We start from the raw sequence: 22,114 nt of genomic DNA, 5'->3' as shown, positions 1-22,114 counted from the left end.
ATCTTCACCCCTACATGGTTCATTAACTGGGCGCCATTTCTAATTTTATTCCCGGATGACCTGAACTTCAGCCAAACTTAGAGCGTTCTTTCCTTCCAGCTGGATTCGCACGAATCGACCGGACTGACCTACGGCCACTGTTGTGGGGCGACCTGCTTCCCCGATTTGATGTGATGCCCACAAACCGGGCTGCTGTAGTGTCTCTGCAAGAGACCCATTTGTGAAAGGCGTCTCGGACACCATAACATAGTAGTTGCTAAGACGTTTGGAACAACAACTATCCGACCGATTCCAAATGTAAATCTCTTCGATTGACTGGCTGGTGCCAAGGTCAACCTGCCACCATGGTTGCAAACTGTTTTCGTTCGTATGAGTCACCGATCCACCGCTATAAGCACCATTTATATTACCATCGACTGCGCGTTCCGGGACGCCCAGGTAAGCGGTGCTGGACTGAGTTACCGGTTTGCCAAGCGCTATATTTTGTTTTGCAACCTCGACTTGGTCTGCAACACTATGAGTCACGGTCGCTGATTTCAAGGTCGCAGTCACCGAATGTTGACCGTACTTCGCATCCGCAGGAACTGTCAGCTGTGCTGTGAATGTAAGGGATTCGCCTGGAGCAAGCGACGGGATCTCGAAATTCGCCAGATCCAATATCCAACCCTCAGGGGCGTTCAAGTCAAGTTCGCCACCGGGAGTGCGTTCCCCTCCATTGTACACATTCACCGTTACGGTTGTTTGCTCGCCACGATACAACTTTTCTGCCGCAACGTCGACAGCGACATCAAGAACAGGAGGTAAATATTCATGCGCTTTTGTGTTATATCTTAATTTAACGTTGTGGGTTTTCCCATTCGAGGAAGACGTATCGATTTCTATCCGAGTATATGGCGCCATGCGTGACACTGTAACGGAGTCGTCTTTGTTTACGACTGAAGCGCCGATTTTGCCCAGTTCAAGCGTAATCTTGCTCTGAGTTTGCGTTGGATCTGAGACTGCGAGCGTCAGTTCGTTGCCTTCCTCCTTTATCATAACGGAGACCGGCTGGTACGAACGGATAAAGTCCACCGTCCCCGCTTCCCAAAAGTTGGCGGCGGTAATGCCCAACGAATTCTCCTTTACCGCATGTACGGAAGTTGTATTGGCGAGAATCGATATATCCGAATTAGACGAATAATTTTGTACCTGAGACGACGTCATTCCCGGTAAAAGAACGTATTGATAAGTCTGATTCGTCGGATTGACACCATGATTCAGCCAAAGTGTCATATAATTACGCGTGAAGCTGATATCCGGCGTGCCTGTTTCTGTGCTAATATCTCGGGTTGAACCCGTGCGCGCTTCACGAACCGCCTGTATATTTGCTCCAGCCGGAAAATAATACCCCGTACTACCTTCGGAGCTGTCCCCTGCCAGGTACGCCCAGTTCGTGCCACTCAGCGTGGCACTCCAGCCCAAAGCCGACGATTGGGTTGAACCGTTCACGATGAACGTGTTGTTGCCCGAGGAGTTAAGCATCCGGCTCTCGACGATCGTTTCCACTTCCTTGTTGTCGGTGCTTGTGATCCCCGAGCCCAAGGCAACAATCTCGTTGTCGAACATAAACCATGATTTCTTCGCATTCAACGTTTGCCCGTTCGGATGCAACTCCATCCCCGATACTCCGTACTCATTGCTAATTCCAGTACCCCCAACCCAGTTCTTGTCGCTTCTTTTGCTTGGAGCATATGTGGTGTTCTGGTTAACAGTCGTACCCGGCGTTCGATATGCATTCATTGTCGGCCAGTATGCATCGTCAAATTTCCTCATATCGCTATTGAGCAGCTGCAACCAGCCATCACCCTGGTGCCAGCCCTTTAGGTTCGTACTGTTCAAGCTCTCATAATTGGAGGTACGCGTCGAATGCATGCTGAGTGCAGCCGCATATGTAGGCCGTTGTTGGACCGCAACGTCCATATTATGAAACTGTTTGTACAGTTGCAGATCCCCCCGTGCGACTACAGAGGCATCGCTGATCAACTGTTTACCCCATATGATCGAACTCAAATCTGCTTCCGAATAATAGGTGTTCGTGTGCTGCAGCCAGTTCTTTACTAAGCTTTTTAACCGGGGCTGATAAATCGAGTTGATTTGACTTAGCTTCAAGGTATTTGACAGGATACTTGCTATCGAGTTTTTTAACAAAGGCCCTGCAACTGCGCGCCCCCTCAGATCGTCGAAGATGTATCCTTTGTAAATGAGCGGCTCAAAAGCATCGAAGATCCAATTATACACATTGTTGACTTTTGGGTCCGTAATCGTCCAAGATGATCCTTGCAATAAGAACATCGTGTCAATAGTATCGCGCAACAGAACGGCGCCATAGCTTGCCGTATAAGCAATATCCGTATGCTGGATGAAAGAACCATCCGAATAAAACCCATCGCCGCTTGTTACGTACTCGTAGTTTGGGGCCATTGCATCTCTGCCCTGGATGATCTTAGCGCTGCTTTTTCCTATAATTCCCCTTAATACAATATTTGCGCTCTGCGCAGATCGGTTGGCTGCAGTCGAGTTTAGCCCGATCCATATCGTTGGGTCCGGACAAAAGTGATCAATCGTTTTCAGAAAATTGTTCAACTGAGTGGCGGTAAGGTCGTCATACATGAGTGCGAGCAACTTGACCAGATGCTGGATATTACCAATTTCCTTGTTAAAACCGTGTCCGCCCTCCTGCTTATAAGTCGGTGAATTCTCATTGTATTTGTTCACATAAAGCCAATCCATTGCACTAATAATATCATCTCTTAGTGTTGTATTCCCTTTTAGAGCCGAACCTTCCGTTTTATAGGCTAACGCCATACCGGAAAGCCATAAAAAGCCGTATAATGTCGAAATGTCGTTATCTCGAGTATTGCTGCCATAACGTAAGTCCGACCATAGATACGTCCGATCAGAAGCTTTATTAAGACTATTCCATCGATTCATATACTTGTCTGTACGACCAATATAGCTCGCAATATCCGGGTCGGAGATGTCGTAACCGCTACCACCCGTGAGACTGGCTACATATTTTGCTCTCAAATTGTCAAATTCATCAGCTGCTGAAACATTTGATACGTGAAAGGCAGTTACTATCATACACATTGCAACAAGAGCACTTAACACCTTTCGGAACGACATCATGTCATCTCCCATCTTTATATTCAGTATGGCTTCTAATCCTCCTAATCCTCTAGTTGCTGAACGACATACAGCTCACTTTTTTCTATAGGAAAAGTCACAATTTGCGCATCTTCATCTACCGTGAAGTCAATCACCTCCTTATCACGGTTTCGGACGGTAACGTGCATCCCGGTTCTAAGTCTGCATACTCCATTAAGAGTAGCAAACAGATGCGCCTTATGAAGTTTGCCGTCACTCCATGAGATAGAGACTTCCAGTCCGCCGCGCGCTCTAAGCCCGAAGACCTCACCTTCCTTCCACATCTTTGGTAAAGCAGGAAGTAAATGAATTTCGTCTTGGTGGCTTTGCAGCAGCATCTCAGCTATACCTGCGGTTACACCGAAATTACCATCTATCTGAAAGGGAGGATGAGCGTCAAACAGGTTTGGATACACAGACTTACGGAGCAGATTCATCACATATTCATGCGCCTGCTCCCCATCACCTAATCGGGCATACATATTAACGATCCATGCACAGCTCCATCCGGTATGTCCGCCGCCGTATTTGAGTCTTCGTCGGAGCGTTACTCGAGCAGCTTCGGCAAGTTCCGGAGTCCGGGAGGGAGAGATAATCGTCCCCGGGTGCAAAGCAAAAAGATGTGAAATATGCCTATGACCCGGTTCCGCTTCTTCGTAATCCTCTAACCATTCCATTAGCTGACCATACTTTCCAACTTTCTGCTGAGGAAGACGCTCCAATAATTCAGCCAACTGGCTCGTAGAGTCTTCATCAAGTTCCAATAGCTTCACACATTGGATGCATGCTTGGAACAACTCCGAGAGGATCTGAGTATCCATAGTAGGCCCCATACAAAGCGCACCCTTTCTACCATCAGGTAACAAATAACTGTTTTCTGGTGAGAGCGACGGTCCGGTTACAACCCTCCCATCTGGCAGTTTCGTCAAATAATCAACATAAAAAAGCGCTGCTTCCTTCAAAACTGGATAAGCTCGCTCGGTCAAGAAGACCCGATCCCCCGTAAACAAATAATGTTCCCAAAAATGAAGGCTAAGCCAAGCAGCACCCATTGGCCACAGTACACATGTGTTAAACAAACCTTCTGGCCTTGTTTCTCCCCAAATATTCGTATTATGATGGGCAACAAATCCGTTACAGTTATATAGCTCTTTGGCTGTCCTACGGCCATGAACTCGCATTTTCTCCACAAGGTCAAACAGCGGAGCATGACATTCGGATAGCCCGCAAACCTCAGCCGGCCAATAATTCATTTGTGTATTGATGTTAATCGTATATTTGGATTCCCATGGGGGAGTAAAGCTATCGTTCCAAATTCCTTGTAGAGTTGACGCAAGAGAGCCAGGCCTGGAGCTCGCAATCATTAAGTAACGTCCAAACTGAAAGAGCAACTCTGTCAACCGCGGATCATTCGCTCCTTCACCAACTCGCTTTATTCGTTCGTCTGTCGCTAAATGTTCAACAACATCTGGACCCAATTGAAGAGATACCCTTTTGTATAACGTTTCATGGTCCAAGATGTGTCTTGATCGCAATGCCTCGTAGGAGAGGTTTTCCACTTGGTGGAACCGCCTGAGGCAGGCATCAACAGGGTCCGATTCTCGGTAAGTACTCCCTGCAGCAAGTAGCAGGGTCACATCACCCACATACTCTATCGAAATAAAATCTCCGATCGTTTTAATCTGCCCCGATGAATCTCCACTCTGTATAGCACGAACCAAACAGGCAAACTCCACTCCATCCTTCCCGCACTCCCCAGTCATTTTTATCGTCTGTTCATCCACTGCATCACTGAAACCCTCAAAGGGTCTTCGGTTTAAGCTAAGACATAAACGATGAGACATAGGGTCACTACAGGTTAACCGGATTACAAGAATCTGATCGGGGTAACTGCTGAATATTTCCCGAGTGTACTGGCCCCCGTCAAGTGTGTATGAAATTCTGGCGATCCCCGTTGACAAGTCCAATTCCCGGTGATAATTCTCAAATGATTTTCCACCGGCATCCCAGAAGTTCAACTTGAGTTCGCCAAGTGGTTGGTAAGGGTTATAATACTTAGGCGAGGAGTACATCGCCATGCGAGCAAGCCATTCGGCTTCCTCCACCTGTCCGTTAAGGAGCAATTCTCGGATTTCATTTAGATGATGGAGCGCCTGAGCGTTTTCACCCGTTTTTGGGCCTCCGTACCATATAGAATCCTCGTTTAATTGAATACGTTCGTCTCCAGGATGTCCAAATATCATCGCACCGAGCCGACCATTTCCAATCGGTAATGCTTCCACCCAACGCGAGGCTGGACTGCGATACCACAAGCAATCTTTTCGTTCCAGCATTGTCTTTTTCTTCCCTTTCTTTATCACAAACTGGCTGCGTCGGTAGCGAGATGATTTACCACCGACGGTAGCAGGCTTCGTACTTCAAAAGAACAACTACTTTCGTGAGTTAAATCGGTCTAGTGCATCTTGATAAATTTTCTGTGCTTTCTCAATGCCCATGACCCTAATTTTCTGATTGAATTCATCGTACTTGCTAACCGGTTCAACCCCCATGATGAATTTCAGAATCATTTCGTTCTTGTACGTATTAATATCGTTCATGATGGAAGACAGTTTGGCTGACTCTTCCGGTGAAAAGGACAAATCTGTAGGAGTAAGCAGTGAAGTATCAGCTTTTGCCCACTTATCTGCTGCTTCTTGTTGCTCTGGTAACGATAGATTAATTTGCTTGTAGGCCTCGAAATCCATCACTTTAGTAAATCCATTGATCGGGAATGCATAATGTGCAATAGCTTGAATAGGCGCTTTCCCCTGGGGATTGTTCAAAATTTCTGGTGTAAATTGTTTCTTGCCGTCCTTCACAGTATAGCTTTTTCCTTCTATTCCCCAATTCAGCAAAGTGTTCCCCTCTTCGGAGTACATGTAATCGATCATCTTTACTGTCTCGATTGGATTCTTATTGTTCGTGGTGATAACGGCGGACCACCCCGTTTTTTGAAGCATTTCCTGCGAAACATAGTACGATTTTCCTGCCGGCCCGATAGGCATTTCTGCCCCGACAAGGGAGAAACCAGGGGTATTTGCACGTGCTGTTTTGATATTATTCCCCATTCCGCTACCAATAAGGCCGTAAGTGGCACCCGCCAGATTGCTTTGAAGCTTGGTATCCCGTCCTTTTTGATCCGTTGAAGCATATTCAGAATCAATAAGTCCTTCTTTATACCATGCGCTCATTGTAGTTAGGAAGTCTTTGAACTGCGGTTGAAGTGCACCATATACTAATTTTCCAGTGGCCGGGTCTTTATAAAATCCATCCAGTATGCCCCATGCTGAAGCAAATTCTGTAAGTCCGGCAGATCCCCCACCTAATGGGCTGGCCCCGGATACTTTTGGTAAGATATACGGAATTTCATCGACCTTGCCATTGCCGTTAGGGTCTTTTTCTTTAAATGCTTTAAGCACAGTATGCCATTCCTCGATAGTACTCGGAGCCTTCATCCCCAGTTTTTCCAGCCAATCCTTTCGCAGCATAAAACCGTTGTAAGCTAATCTTTTAGGATCGGGATCAATCTGATAAAAGGCCGCTATCGTACCGTCATCTAGCATCGTATACTTTCTTATCTCAGGATACTTTTCTAACACTTTTTTGTAGTTTGGTGCATACTTGTCGATTAGATCATTCAATTTGATAGCAACACCATCGTCAACAAGCCCCCGTAGTCCTTTCGGAATCGCTGAGATATTCCAAAAAATCACTCCCGGATATGAACCCGATGCCAACATCACATTAAGCTGATCAGGTGTAGCAGGATGCTGCCAATCTAGCGATACGCCTGTTTTGTGGGAGATTTCTCGAAATCCTTCTGCCTCACCCATCGTTTTCAGCTCTGCTCCGGCAAAATTGGTCTGATACCATGAAACGGTAACCGGTTTTCCAGATGTATCCGGGACTGTATCTGGTACAGATGGCTTACTACCTTCTTTAACACCACTACAACCGACCAGCATACCGACGGAAATAACGCCGGCAATAATTCCTGTGACCGCCCTGTTTTTCTGTTCCATACGTTTCCTCCTTGTGTAAATAAGAAGTTGAATTTATATGATAGACCGCTGGGGCGTTTCAACATACTTCCAGCAGAAATATCTACAATTATCCTTTAATCGAACCGATCATTACGCCTTTTACGAAATATTTTTGCAAGAACGGATAAACCATCACAATAGGAAGTGTTGATACCATAATGCACGCATATTTCACGATTTCATTCATATCTTGTCCTTTCCTCGAACCCAAACCTACCAGAGTGTCATCTGTAGAGTTTAATGTCAGGATGTTACGTAGTACAAGCTGCAGAGGATATTTGTTGGAATCGGACAAGTAGATCGAAGCATTAAACCACGCATTCCAATGTCCGACGCCATAGTACAGCATCATCACGGAAAGTATCGGCAAAGAAAGCGGTAACATGATCCGAAAAAGAACCATCAAATCATTAGCCCCATCTATTTTTGCCGATTCTTCAAGTTCAATCGGCATGGATTGAAAATGCGTCCGCATAATGATAAGGTTATAGGTGCTGATTAAACCAGGGAAAATTACTGAAAACCATGAATTAATAAGACCAATCTGTTTCATAACCAAATATGTGGGAATCAGGCCGCCACCAAAAAACATCGTAATAACGATTGCAAACATTATCCCATTAACAAGTAACGGCCCTCTTCGGGATAGTGCAAATCCCATCATTGCCGTTAACATGACATTAAGCATCGTTCCTAGCACAACATAAATAATTGTATTTCGATAACCGATTAAGATCATTGAGTTGGATAAGACCGCATTATAAGCATCGAATTGTAGCCCGAGTGGAGAGAACAGCAAACCTTCATGACTTCTCAACAAATCCGGTTCGCTTACCGAGCCCAGAGCGATATATAAGAACGGATATAGCGTACAGATCATGAGTAGAATTAGAGCCAGGATGTTTAGCGTATCAAAAATTAGGTTACCTATTGTGCGTCTCTCTTTCATGCTTGTGCCTCCATTAGAACAGACCTGAACCGGATATTTTTTTGCTGAACCTGTTGGCGGCCAGTAGAATAATAAAGTTGATGATGGAATTAAATAGTCCGACCGCAGCACTGTAACTGTAATTTGCTTCAATTAATCCCTTACGATAAACAAAAGTTGAGATTACGTCAGCTGTTTCAAAGGTTGCTGGGTTGTAGAGGAGAATAACTTTCTCGAATCCGACATTCATAACCTGTCCAAGCCGTAAAATCAAAAGAATGACAATGGTGGTCGTGATTCCCGGTAGTGTCACATGAATCAACTGCTTCCATCTTCCGGCTCCATCCATCCTAGCGGCTTCATACAGTTCTGGAGAAATACCGGTTAAGGCCGCCAAATAGATGATAGATCCCCATCCTATCTCCTGCCAAATACCTGAACTTACAAAGATAAGACGAAATAATCCCGGTTGTAACAATAGATTTTCGCGGCTTCCGCCAAGCCACTCGATGATATCATTGAATAATCCGCTTTTCGAACTGAATTCAATTAGCATTCCGCTGATGATTACGACAGAAATAAAGTGCGGCAAATAGGTGATCGTCTGAACGGTTCCTTTGAACCATTTTTTTCGCACCTCGTTCAGCAAGAGTGCTAAAATAATCGGCATGGGAAATCCGAACACAATGGAGTATAGGCTGATAAGAAGTGTGTTAATGATAATTCGTTCAAAATAATAACTATTAAAAAACTCCGCAAAATGTTCAAAACCCACCCAAGGACTTCCCATAATCCCTTTAGTCGGAACATACTGTTTGAAAGCAATCGTCGCACCGTACATGGGCCAATAATCGTGGATTGCGTAATACAGAAGTCCTGGTAGCGCCATTAAATAAATAAATTTGTATTTTGTTAAATCTTTGAGAAAAACCTGAATCATTTGGACTTTGACACCCCTTTTCTGAAGATATATCCGTAACTTAGCATAAAGGCCGTGAAATGAATATCATCAGTTTTTTTGGTCATCGTCATGGTTTTAGGTTACAAATGGTCAGTTTTTTATCATCGATTTTTTAGACAAAAAAAGAGCAAAGGATCGATTCCTATGCTCATTCTTATGAACTTCTAGTCCCTCTTTGTCATCTCTCTATACTCACCTGGTGTAATTCCCTCAATTTTTTTAAAATTACGGATGAACGTATTACTGTTGGTATAACCGACAATCTGTGCAACGTCCTGAACCGACAATGAAGGATTCAGAAGCTTTTCCTTTGCAGCCTCAACGCGTAGTTTCATAAGCATAGTCATGAAATTATCACCCAAATGTTCTTTAAACACATTCGATAGATAGGAAGGATTTAACTTGAACACATCCGCTAACATAGAGAGGCTTAAATCAGCATCTGCATAGTGTGTATTCATGTACTTCAGTATCAAAGATCGCACACCTTCGCTTCGGCTGGTTAGTTTGACCTGGACATGCGAACAGATTTGAGTAAAAATATCGATTAGTACCGCCTGCATCTGGATAATCGTCTTACAAGCATAAAGCTCGTCAAACGGGTTTCGGTTTCCAAAAATATGCTCTACATGTACAGACTCTTGATTTAATACTTTAATAGCCGTACTCATTACATCAAAAAACAAGCAGCGGGACATTGTAAGCGATGTGCTACCTATATTAGGGTTTATTTGGAAAATATCATTCAATAGCATTCGTGTCTTTTGAATATCCCCAACCCTAATTGCTTTGAAGATGGACATCTCCATTTCGACAGTGTAGATGTAATTATTTTCTTCTGTTACCATCGATAGATCCTGAATATGAATAACAGCGCTTGTCCCTTGTATCGTCTGATAATCAATAGCGTGCAGGGCTTCACGGTAGGAATGATGTATTCCTTCAATGCCACTCTGCACACGGCCTACTCCTATGCTAATATGGATCTTAAATTTTATTCGGATGAATTCAACTGTTCTTTCAGCAATGTCAATTAGTTCTCGATTCAGATTTTCTCGAGTATTGTTTAAGTTTATTAATAACCCCAACCGTTCCGGTTCCAGTTCAACGACGTAAGAAGGACCTATGGTCGCACCCAAGTGCTCTATTACATTTCCGATAACAAATTTAGCGTAACGCTTCTCTTCCCAAGAATCTGAATGAAATAGGTCCACCTGAACTAGCAAAAAACAAAACCAGCTATACGGCATATTGAGACCCAGAGATTGCGGAGAATGTTTCTCCAGTTCACCGGAAAGAATATTTCCTTTTACAAGCTGCGTCAACAAGTTGGACCGCATTATCGGAATTTGTTCCTTCAGGATGGAGCTACTCTGATCGCGATCCCGCAATATCGTTTCGGTGACTCGCTCAATATATTCAAACTCATTTCCTAAACTGCTTTGTGGTTCAATTCCAATCACCTTTCCTTCCAAGCCTGTGATAAGTTTTTTAACCGGTCTATAGTTCGATTTGGCCCCTCTATATGCGATCAAGAGACTGATAAATACAGCCAGAGAAGAGAAGATAATAAATTTCTCTTTACTCTCATTCACGGATTGCATAATCAAATTGGTCTGGATAATTGAGATTAATTCTCGATTGGATGAGAACGGATTTGCCTTGAATATGGAATACTCATGTCCATTAAAATTTACGTGGGACGATCCCACCGAGAATAATGCTTCGTTATTATTCAAGCTCCTTATCAAGGATGGGTTACCCAGCGAGATCAAAACTTCTCTACGATTGTCCAGTAAATATACAACACCCTGATCCACAACCGCGATATCCTTTAGCAATGCCTTTAACTTATCTGCGTCTACAAGCATCACTAGGGTAGCAAACGAGTTTCCGTTGACCTTATAATCAACAGATTGCATGATACTGATAACATCCTGCTTTCCAAGAGTCAATGAGGCTGTTGTGACAGGTAAATAATCTAAGGTATGTTTCTCCCTCAATACTTTCAGCCACGTTTCATAATCAATACCTGACTCTATTAATGTTTGCTGGTAAAAAGTTTCTATATTGGTTGTTGAAGTGCTGGTTACAATAAGTCCTGATTTCTCATAATACACATACATATCAATTACAAAATCATTGCTTCTAATTACCGAATAGAGGTATTGCATTAGTTGGACAAGATTAAACCGCCTCTCGGAATCAAACACCTCGTCGTTTAGAAAACGGCGGACTTGTGGATCTAGAGATAATCGCAAAGCACTCTCCTCTATGCCGTTGAATCGTTCATCAAGAATGCGATTCGTCTGATTCAAGGAATTGGTATGATAGACACCAACCTGTTCCGTTAGCTCCGAGGAATAATGAGAATAGAATATGATGGCTAAACAAAGTGGCAAGACAAGCATCAATACATTTGTAATCAGTATTACGACGAAGAATCTACGTTGCCTAAATCGCATTCGCAATTTTTATCCTCCCCCCCTTTTTAACGCGAGATTGCTGTTTACCAATCATTATACAATAGAGCGGGTAGTGTCAATAAGATTGTGTATGAAAGATAAAGATAAGGGAACTCTTGGAACTGTTTGGTTTTAGTTTATGGATGTCGCCCAAGCGACGGTGCTGAATGTCTCAACGAAGGTTGCAGACACCAGTAATATAAATGACAAGGCTTCAATGTAGGGGCAGAGAGAATGGTATTAAGAAGGAAATACTTTGTACTAGCTGTTTATTTGAAGTTCAATTGAACTATCCTGATCACCCCACTCCCACTAGACGGGATGTATTAATCCCATACGGCTTTTCGAATTACAAATGCGTCAGTCATCGTAAAATAAGTATATTTCTGAAAATATGAAGCGGATAACTGGAGTGAGTCGATTGTTTACAGGTAGAGAAACGTAGCTCAAGCGAAGGCGCCGGAGCTACGTTTTTGGTTTTGTTTATTAGTACTATTGAATCTTCAAATAGATGTGCCCTTCCACACGCTATCTGGTCTCTCTCAGATTGAACATGTTGTACTACAGGCTACTTCATCTGATCCAACAATATCTTAATGTCTGGCATCAATTCAAGTGCTCTTAGAACAATCGTTAGCGATTCTGCCCTCGAAGAAGGAGCCTCAGGAGCAAAGATATTCGTATCACGGCCTTCAACTAAGCCAGCATTCGCTGCTTCTTGAATTTGGGCCCCGTTCCATGAGCCCTGAATATCTGAGAAACTTCCTCTTTCCTTCTTAACTGCATGAAGATCTACGATTCGGCTAATAATCGCAATGATTTCAGCGCGAGTTATCTTCTTATCAGGCTTGAAGGTTCCATCTTCATAGCCGTCGATAATGCCAAGCGAAGCAAGTGCTTTTATGGATTCTTTGGCCCAGTGATTATTCACATCAGAAATACTGACTGAATTCGAACTGCCGTTTATATTAAATGCTTTTGCAACGATGGTAGCAAATTCGGCACGGGAAATACTTGCATCCGGGTGGAAGCTGCCATCTTCATAACCGCTTACGATACCAAGCTTCACAAACAAAGTAACGCTTGCCATACTCCAATGATTGGTGACATCAATCGGATTGACAATAGATGTGTCGTTCTTCGCTCGAGTAATTCTATCCTTAAGGAATGAAATAATTTGCGCAGAACTAACTTTATCCGTATAGATAATTGTTGATACAGTTGGTTTTCTTTCCGTTGTTGGTTTTACTGGCTCAGTTGTTGGTTGAGGTACAGTAGTGTTTGTGCCAGTAGATCCACTTGAGCTGCTGTAAGCACGGTATACATTAACTATATACGATTGCTTTGTGCCATTCTGTGCTGTAATTACAATGTTAATAACATTTGAGCCCTCATTTAAATAAATAGGATTGGTAACAGTAGCCCCGTTAAGTTGCAAAGCTGCCGTCGCATTATGATCCACGGTGCTATACGTAACGGTTGTGACAGAGATACTGTTTGCTACATTTGCAGTATAAGCATATACACTACTGCTTACTGTTTGATTTAATGAGATCCCACTTAAGTTTAATGCTGCTAATGCCGCATTGCTGTTGCTGTTGCTGTAAGCACGGTATACATTAGCCGTATAAGACTGCTTAGTGCCATCCTGTGCCTTAATTACAATGCTAATAACATTTGAGCCCTCATTTAAGTAAATAGGGTTGGTAACCGGAGCCCCGTTAAGTTGCAAAGCTGCTGTCGCATTATGATCTGATGTGCTATACGTAACGGTTGTGACAGAGATACTGTTTGCTACATTTGCAGTATAGGCATATACACTACTGCTTACTGTTTGATTTAATGAGATTCCGCTTAAGTTTAATGTTGCTAATGCCGCATTACTAATCCTCTGGTTCCGTGTAACCGTTATTGTATACGGCTGCACAGTTCCATCTTCCGCAATAATTTCAAAGGAGATGATATTCGAACCTTCGGTTAAGCTTAAAGGATTTGATGCCAGGATCCCATTTAGCTTTACTGGAGTTACTGTTGCCTCATCACTGACTGGTGTTACAGACAATGAAGTTGTGCTCAACTCATATGGAACAGTTGCTGAGTAATCGTACACATCGCTACTAACGGAAGGAGTAATCGAAATGCCATCTAAGTCGATCAGGGAAACACCTGCATGATTATCTGGCGTACGGAAAACAGCATTAAACGTTCTGCCGTGAGCCCCATTTGTATTTACAATAAGCTTAGTTGTTGGCTCGGTTTGAACAATTTGAATCGATGGATCGGCTTGAACGACCTCTTTTACAGATATTCCAAGGTCAATAACAACTTGCTGTTGCTTTTGAGTAGGATCAGCAATGGAAACGCTCACCGTACCGTTGGATTCCTTCACCATAATGGAGGCAGAATTAAGGGCCGTAATAATACCTACTGTTGAGGGATTCCAGAAGTTCGCCGCTGTAATCCCAAGCTTCTTCTCTCGAACTGCATGTACATCGGTCGAGTTTTTAATAATTTCAATATCCGGATTACTACTATAAGTCTCAGTATCTACTTTACTCTTATTTGGAAGTAACACATAAGAATATGATGCATCAGAAGGGTTAACCCCATGATTAAATGCTAGACTTAAGAAATTTCTTGTTTGCTGCTCTTTAGAACCTGTATTCGTATTAATGTCATAAAAACTTCCGATTCGCGCTTCACGAAGAGCATTGACATCCGAACCGCTCGGGAAGTAGTAGCCGATATCAGAATCTGCAACATTTCCATTTAAATGCGCCCAGTGTATATCTTTCATTTCCTCATTCCAGCCTAATACAGTTGGTTTATCCTGACCATCAACGACTAAACCATTATTTCCATCTGGATTTAACTTCCTATTCTCAATGATTGTTTCTACATTACGGTTATCTGAAGAATTAATACCTGAGCCTAATGCAACTATTTCATCATCAAAAGAGAACCACGATTTTTTACCCTTAAGCGAACTACCAGTAACACCTGAGAGAGAGAATTCCATACCAGTTGCACCATATTTACCTTCTATGGATGAACCACCAACCCAGTTTTTTGCATTCATATAAGACGCCCACTCACCCGGTATTGTACCTTCTCCTGAACGATCTGTTGTCGTTCCAGCAAGACGGAAACTATCTACGGTAGGCCAGTAATAGTCTAAATACTGTTTTTGATCAGCATTATAAATGTACGTCATGCCAAGTCCGGTAAACCAACCTTTACTGTTTTCCTTATTTCCGTATTCAAAGGCTGAAACCCTGTCTGAAAACATGCTGATACCCATACCCCAACCTGGGCGCAGGTGAACTGTTCTATCCATTCCTGCGAACATTTTATGTTTAACCAATTCTGGTCTTGGACTTAAAGATGTATCATTTAATAATTTATCAACCAATGTTCTTTGATAGACAGTTAACCCTGATTTGTAATCGTTAACAGTATCAGCAATGATCCATGCTTTTACCGTTTGCTTTATCTCCGTTGCTTTCTCAGGTGGAGCAGTTTCTGCCAATTGCAAAATAGAGAGAATTAAATCTTTTGCACTACCTGCTCCTGATGCAATTCCTCTACCATTTATCATTTGCATAAACTGACCGTTATAAATTAGTGGTTCGAATGCATTAGAAACCCAATCGAAAACGCGTTGAATATCTGGACTTGAAATTTCCCAAGGAGAGTCATGGAACATATAAAGTAAGCCTTCAGCCTTGTTTACGAAAGACTGCCCGTAACCACCAGTATAAGCATTATTCGTATGTTGAATGATTGAACCATCCTCATAAACCCCATCTCCGCTGGTAACAAGCTTGTATTCGTTACCGACAGGCGCAAGAGCCTGTTTAATCTTCGCACTGGACTTTCCAAGAACACCACGAAGCGCTACGTCATAAGCTTTGTCTAATAAATTTGCTCCCGTTTCTTGGGTAACAACTTGAACACGCATCGTGGGATCAGGAACGAATGCATCAATAGCACGAATGTAATTATTAATTTGTACAGACGATAATTCATCGTACATTAGTACCATTAGCTCGCCAAGCGATAAAGGGACTGCAATTTCCCAAACAAACCAATTTCCGTATTGGGACTTATTCTCATTATATCGATTTAAGTAAATCCAATCCATGCCGTTCACAATATCCTCGCGTAGCTGCTGATTATGATATAACGGAGAACCGCTCATTGAATAAAGAAACGCCATATCTTTTAATCTTCCGTAATTATATAGAATGTGATAGGGATCTGTTGTACTAGCCCTATCGCTCCATAAGAAAGTTCGATTTGCTGACTTATCCATAACATCCCACAATCCAGTACCACTTTCATTATGAACGGACGCCATTTTAGCTGATATAAAGTCTGTAACGTATGATGCATTCGGATCTATGTCCGATCGCATCGTAAGCTTTTCAAAAATCTTCTGCCGAATTGCTTCATAAGAATTTACCATCTCGTTAGTTTCAACACTGATTTGAGCAGATGCTGATTTTAACCCATCTGTTGAAGTCGCAGTAATTGTTGTGCTTCCATATTCAATGGCATTAACAATACCATTGTAGACTGTCGCTACTGTTGGGTCTGAACTACTCCAAATAAAAGATCTGCCAGGCGAAGTTGGGTTTAATATCGTATTCAGCTTGAGTTGACTACCTTTTTCTATTGAAACAAATTGTTGGTCAAGTTGTAGTGTCTGATTATCAACTAAAGATACATCATCATACCAAGCCGTACCAGTTCCAGTATCAAAAAAGAGCTCTACAATCATTTTTACAGCTCCATTTGGTGCCGTAAAATCGATTTTAGTTTGTTTCCATGCAATCGTACCTATTGTTTTAGATGAAGAGTAATTGCCCCCGATCTTTGCTCCCAAACTGTCATAGAATTGTCTCCTTACATACACACCATTCCCACTTGTCACAACATTATCTAATTTCGTCCACAAGGTTAGAGAATAGTTCCTCCCTGCTTCCACATTAGCGAACTGGGAAATCTCAGCGCGTCCTTGGGATGGCAAGCTAACCTTAATTGATTTTCCACCGCTATGATATTCTGTCTGATCGATAGTAAACTTGATTGGTCCAGAATATACTCCTCCCTTCCAATCTGTTGCTTTGATATTATTCAGCCAGCTTTCATTGTTCGTGTCTGTTGAAAGTTCTTCAAATCCACCATTTAACATAATATTCGAAGACCCATTCGCTTTGACAACGTTTTCATTTAGTGGTAAATATAACATTCCAATAGTCATACAAACGATTAATAAAAGACTCACCATTTTCTTCATACTCATCACTCCTATTCTAGCCTTGGTATCGTTAAGTGAACTTTTGTATATTTCCCTGGATCACTAGCGATATTAATAGTAGCTTCATCTCCATAATGGAGCTTTACTCTTTTCTGAACATTGTAAAGTGCGTAACCCGTTAGAGGGCGTTCATCTGAGAGATATTGTAACGTATTTACCTGCATTCCACATCCATTATCCTCAACTGTTAGGTAAAGGAATTGATCGTCTTGTCGAATTTTTAACATGATACGACCACCTTCATTCATATCTTTAAATCCATGGAGAATCGAATTTTCAACTAAGGGCTGCAATACAATCTTGAGAATGCGCTGCCGGACATCGAGACCCTCTTGCACATCGATGATATATTCGAATAAATTCTCATAACACTGCTGCTGAATCGTAATATATTGTTCAACGTGCTTAAGTTCATTGTGTAGAGTAGTCATCTCCTGCCCTTTATTTAACCCTAGCTGGAATAGACTAGAAAGAGCTAATACCATCTCTTGGACTGACTGCAAATGTTTCAATTGACATTTCCAATATATTGTATTAAGCGTATTATACAAGAAGTGAGGATCAATCTGCGCTTGCAACGCCTTTGCTTCCGCTTTGCGTTTCTCTTGCTCAGCTAGAGCTACTTCATGAAAAAGTCGACTTATTTCTCCTAGCATTCTATTGAACCGATAGCCAAGTTGAGTAATTTCATCACGATATTCACTTTCGAATCTAACGTTAAAGTCGTTCATTTCTACTTTTTTCATTAGTCCTTGAAGATAATATAGCGGCTTTAAAAGAAGTCTCGTTAATATTTCGGCACAAACTAAAGAAACGATCAGACCTCCGATCATGATCCATAATATAGCCCAATTAATATCGTTCATTTGTTTGAACAATTCAGATTTAGGCAATATACTGAAGAGGGTCCAATCCTTTACTTCTTTTAACCTTGTAAAATTCACAAGGTACTTTTTCCCGTCTAATTCAAATTCATAGTTGCCACTCCTCTGCTCTAGGGCCTTCGTGAACTTTTTGTCATTTCTCAAGGTGGCGAACAAGTTGGAATCCGAACTAATAACAGGCGTTCCTTCACTATTAACGAGCAAGAATCGTTCTTGTGACCCGCTTACATTTTCAATAATAAAATTGTTAAGGCCTGTTACTTTAATATTGGCTACAACAAAGACATCTTTTGGATTGCTACCGAACACGCCTTCCATTACAAAAGAAAGTACGCGCTCACCTCCAGAAAAAAAATGATCTTGATGATCTTCAATCCAAATAGCATTGGAATTCTTATATCGACGATACATATCCGAATTATAGAAGGAATTTTGAAAAAGCCGACCAAGGTTGGTAAGATAATAATCCCCATCCCTAGTCGCTATTAATATAGAGTGCATTAAAGGTTCATAAAGCTTCGTTTGTACGAATGTAGCTTGCAATGAGGTAAGATAAGTGTAGTAATTATCCTTTTCTGAATCAGCATAAACATCCAAACCGACTGCTCTTCGATACGCTGAACTAACAATCAGTGAATAGACGGATTGCTGAACCTTGTTAAGTCTCTCATCAAGAACTTGGGAAGTCTTGTTCAGCGTATCCTGACCTAAACGATATGCATTATCCTCAACGACTCTTGCTGCAATCTTATATGAGAGCAACCCTGTTATTGCAATAGCAGAAGCAGCTATTATCATAAATGCGATCCATATTCGTAAACGAAACGAAAGCTTGTATAGAACCCTCATGTTACAAAGCTCCTCTATGATAGTACTTTCTGCTCATTATAACACAAGTCGCTTTATCCTTTTAACGAACCAGCGGACATTTGCATAAAAGATTTGTTCGCAATGACATAGAGAATGAGAATTGGAAACATTGACAATACCGCGCCTGTCAACATTAAATGATTCTGCACTGCACCTCCATAACCGTACCGAAGACTAGTTAATCCAACAGTAAGTGGCATGAGTTTCGGTTGAGTCATTGTGAATACTAGAGGCAAGATATACTCGTTCCAGGCTCCGCGAAAAGCGAATAACGCTGATACTCCTAACCCAGGCGCCATTAAAGGCAGTACAATTCGTGCATAAATGTAAGCAAAGCTTGCTCCATCAAGCATAGCTGCTTCATCAACTTCCCGATGAATCCCCTTCACGAATCCTAGAAGAATAAAAAAAATGAAACCATGACCGGCAATTAACAAAATGATAACGGCTAAAAGTGATTTATGTAGTCCGAGCTTCATCATAATGTCGAATTGTGGTCTAAGAACGATTACACCTAAAGATATGAACATCATTATGGAGTGGAGTAGTAAGAATAGGCGTTTTCCAAGAAACTCTCTTCGGTCAACGGCATAAGCAGCCATTGAAGCAACAATGAGAATTCCAATTGTGGACGCGGTACTCAAAAATATACTATTCCACATATATGTGGAAAAGTTGGCTTTCTTCCAGGTAATATAGTAATTTTCAAATTCCCACGAAGTAGGAAATAAACTAGCTCCTAAGGTTAATTCAGCATTCGTCTTGAATGATCCAAGAAACGCCATTATGACGGGAAACAATGTTAGAACGACCATGACCGCCAGAAATCCCCATAGAACTAGTCGCTTTCCAATATTGCCCAGGAAAATCCGAGCAGAGTAGGATCTGTGTTGCAACGAAACATTTGAATGCATGGTTCCACCCCCCCCTCTTAATCCTTAAAAAATACGGCTCATTCTTCGAGTTAAGTAAAAATAGAGTGCAGTGATAAGCCCGACTATGAGTGCCGCTACGAATCCTACTGCACTTCCATAACCGATATCCTGTGGGACAGATTCTCCCGTAGAAACTGGAAACAGTAACTTATACAAATAAAGGTACATAACCTCAGTTGCTCCTGCCGGACCTCCTCCAGTAAGAACCATAATACTCTCGTATCCTTTCAATGCACCAATTATTGCAAGCATCATGATAACTTGGAGCACTGGCCCCAGCATCGGAACGGTAATGTAACAGAAACGTTGAATGCTATTTGCCCCGTCAATTGAAGCGCTCTCTTGCACCTCGTTAGGTATTCCTTGCAATCCAGCAAGAAAAAGAAGCATATTATTACCTATCGCCCCCCAAGCAGCAACGATAATTGCTGTTAGCATAGCATATTTTGAGCCCAGCCATTCTATAGGCTCCGAGACAACACCTATTTTAAGTAATAGTTGATTCAACATACCATTATATGAATTAAAGATAATATAAAACACGACAGACATCACGGCCGTACTTATGACAGTCGGCATGAAATAAATGCCTCGCAATAGTTGTCTACCTCGAAGCTTTCCATTGAGAATTACTGCCAGAATCAATGCAATCGGAATCGATAGCAGAACTTTTCCTCCTGCATAAATGAATGTATTCCAAACTGATTTCCAAAATATTTCGTCCTTCACTAATCGCTCAAAATTGGCAAGACCCGAGAATTCGGGAACTCCGTAACCCTTATAATCATAAAACATAAATCTCAATGCCCATATAATTGGGTATATACCAAACACTAACTTTAAAAAAAAGCTAGGAAGAATAAATAAATAAGATTCTGTAATCGTCCTCCACTTTTTCATGAAAATCCTCCTTCAGTAAAGGTCTGCCAACATATTCGAAGGCAATGTCAACAGACCCTGTACATGCTGAGTTACACTTTTTTATTTCTTAATCATACTTCCTTGCAATTTAATTGGATCAAAGTCAGGAATAATAGTTGCTTTCATTTTACCCGCAGCTACTTCCTTCTCTAGAGCAGCGTTGTACCTTGTATTCAGATCGGAAATAATCTTATCAAGATCTCCACCCTCTAAAATATACTTAACAAATTCCTCGTACTGTGTGCGCCCCTCAGGTTTCAATCCTTGAGGCGGAACCGGCCAAATCCCATCATATTGCGTCGGTAAAAAGTTTTGCATTCCTGCGATTTCCGGCTTACCAGCTTTTGCTGCAATGGATGGTACAACAGAAAGACCAAGACCTTGCTCCTGATAACCCGTCAAAACTTCATCCCCATACATATAACTCAAAAATTTCCATGCAGCTTCCTTCTTAACCGATTTGCTGCTCATCGCCAGCCAACGAGATGCACCAACACCTAGATTAAAAACGCCCTTATACGTCCCATCAATCGTCGGAATTGGAGCTGCATCCCATTTAGCTTTGGCAGGGAATTGGTTCTTGTACACTCCAGGTTCTACAGAATAAGACAAGTACATGCCTATCTTCCCTTCGGCGAACTGAGCGCGAAGTGGGTCGATATCCAAAGATTCAGAACCGGGCAATGTGCTGCCATTTGCTTTCATCGTTTTAAAAGCTTCGATAATAGGTTTATATCCAGTAAAATCGTATTTACCTGTCCGGAAGTTGTACCCTTGGGCTAAAGTACCTGTAACCTCAGCAATTGCCGCAGCTGACCGCGAAAGAGCGCTCGATGCGTTTTTATATGGAAGAGCAAAACCGTATACACCATCTTTTTTCCCAATATTCGTTATTTTTTTAGCCGCATCTACCAATTCATTTAGTGTTTTCGGAGGAGATTGGATACCGGCTTTTTGCAACAAATCTACATTGTAAATTAATCTGATCGTTGAACCAGTTGCAGGCAGAGTATAGATCTTGCCATTGATTACATTTGCACCATCGACAAAACCATTTCCGAAGCGTGACTTATATTCCGGATTCAAAAATGCATCCAGAGGCTCTACGTACCCTTTATTATAGAAGTCAACTAGATCTCCGAGCGAAAATACATCTGGGGACTGACCGCTAGCAAAAGATAAGTCCAGCGATTGCGCAAAGTTTTCAGCCATTACTGTCATTTCTACTTCAATATTATCTTTGTTTGTCGAGTTGAAATTATCAATTTTGCTTTTGATATAATCGGCATCATGCCTCCCAGCCGTCCAGTAGGTCAGCTTGGTTTTAGCAACTGGCGATGAAACTTTTGGCGTTTCCTTTGGATCCTCGGTCGAACCACATGCAGCAAGACCTACAGTCATCACAGAAAAAGATAGAATAGATAATAACGATTTTTTCAAGAATCTTTTTTTCCTTGTTTTTGAAATCTCCATTTGTCGTGAGCACCCTCTTTTATTGTATTGTTGACTTACATTTGTATCATAATATATTTCGGTATGGACAAAGGATAGAGAAAACA

General features: G+C 41.9%; 11 protein-coding genes. All 11 read right to left on the bottom strand.

From position 1 onward, the window contains the following. Nucleotides 1-45: 45 nt before the first annotated feature. Entirely contained in the window at nucleotides 46-3,180 is a 3,135-nt protein-coding gene (locus J2X61_RS20755; RefSeq protein WP_310190176.1) for a polysaccharide lyase family 8 super-sandwich domain-containing protein, read from the bottom strand. Between the two features lie 29 nt (nucleotides 3,181-3,209). After that, the gene (locus J2X61_RS20750) at nucleotides 3,210-5,519 is read right to left on the bottom strand and encodes a glycoside hydrolase family 95 protein (protein WP_310190174.1); all 2,310 of its coding nucleotides are present in this window, start codon (nucleotides 5,517-5,519) and stop codon (nucleotides 3,210-3,212) included. A gap of 96 nt (nucleotides 5,520-5,615) precedes the next feature. Continuing rightward, nucleotides 5,616-7,247 (bottom strand): type 2 periplasmic-binding domain-containing protein, encoded by a 1,632-nt coding sequence (locus J2X61_RS20745; protein ID WP_310190172.1) that lies wholly within the window; start codon nucleotides 7,245-7,247, stop codon nucleotides 5,616-5,618. Nucleotides 7,248-7,335: 88 nt separating this feature from the next. Further along, nucleotides 7,336-8,217 carry a carbohydrate ABC transporter permease gene (locus J2X61_RS20740; protein ID WP_310190171.1) on the bottom strand — a complete coding sequence of 294 codons (882 nt, stop codon included), beginning with the start codon at nucleotides 8,215-8,217 and terminating at the stop codon, nucleotides 7,336-7,338. Nucleotides 8,218-8,230: 13 nt separating this feature from the next. Continuing rightward, on the bottom strand, nucleotides 8,231-9,136 hold the full coding sequence (locus tag J2X61_RS20735) for an ABC transporter permease (RefSeq protein WP_310190170.1): 906 nt from the start codon (nucleotides 9,134-9,136) through the stop codon (nucleotides 8,231-8,233). Between the two features lie 185 nt (nucleotides 9,137-9,321). Further along, nucleotides 9,322-11,475: a helix-turn-helix domain-containing protein gene (locus J2X61_RS20730; RefSeq protein WP_310190168.1), complete on the bottom strand. Its 2,154-nt coding sequence runs from the start codon at nucleotides 11,473-11,475 to the stop codon at nucleotides 9,322-9,324. Nucleotides 11,476-12,190: 715 nt separating this feature from the next. Beyond that, complete coding sequence (locus J2X61_RS20725; RefSeq protein ID WP_310190166.1) at nucleotides 12,191-16,924, bottom strand: polysaccharide lyase family 8 super-sandwich domain-containing protein; 4,734 nt, start codon at nucleotides 16,922-16,924, stop codon at nucleotides 12,191-12,193. 11 nt (nucleotides 16,925-16,935) lie between these two features. After that, entirely contained in the window at nucleotides 16,936-18,678 is a 1,743-nt protein-coding gene (locus J2X61_RS20720) for a sensor histidine kinase (protein ID WP_310190164.1), read from the bottom strand. Nucleotides 18,679-18,731: 53 nt separating this feature from the next. Next, nucleotides 18,732-19,613, bottom strand: a complete 882-nt coding sequence (locus tag J2X61_RS20715) for a carbohydrate ABC transporter permease (RefSeq protein ID WP_310190162.1) — start codon at nucleotides 19,611-19,613, stop codon at nucleotides 18,732-18,734. Between the two features lie 24 nt (nucleotides 19,614-19,637). Beyond that, nucleotides 19,638-20,534, bottom strand: a complete 897-nt coding sequence (locus J2X61_RS20710; protein ID WP_310190160.1) for a carbohydrate ABC transporter permease — start codon at nucleotides 20,532-20,534, stop codon at nucleotides 19,638-19,640. 81 nt (nucleotides 20,535-20,615) lie between these two features. Next, complete coding sequence (locus J2X61_RS20705; RefSeq protein WP_310190159.1) at nucleotides 20,616-22,028, bottom strand: ABC transporter substrate-binding protein; 1,413 nt, start codon at nucleotides 22,026-22,028, stop codon at nucleotides 20,616-20,618. Nucleotides 22,029-22,114: the final 86 nt, after the last annotated feature.

Origin of the sequence: Bacillus sp. 3255, assembly GCF_031456485.1 — a bacterium.
GTDB lineage: Bacteria > Bacillota > Bacilli > Paenibacillales > NBRC-103111 > Paenibacillus_E.
The sequence above is the reverse complement of the archived record's forward strand: the minus strand, read 5'-3'. Positions and strand labels throughout refer to the sequence as shown.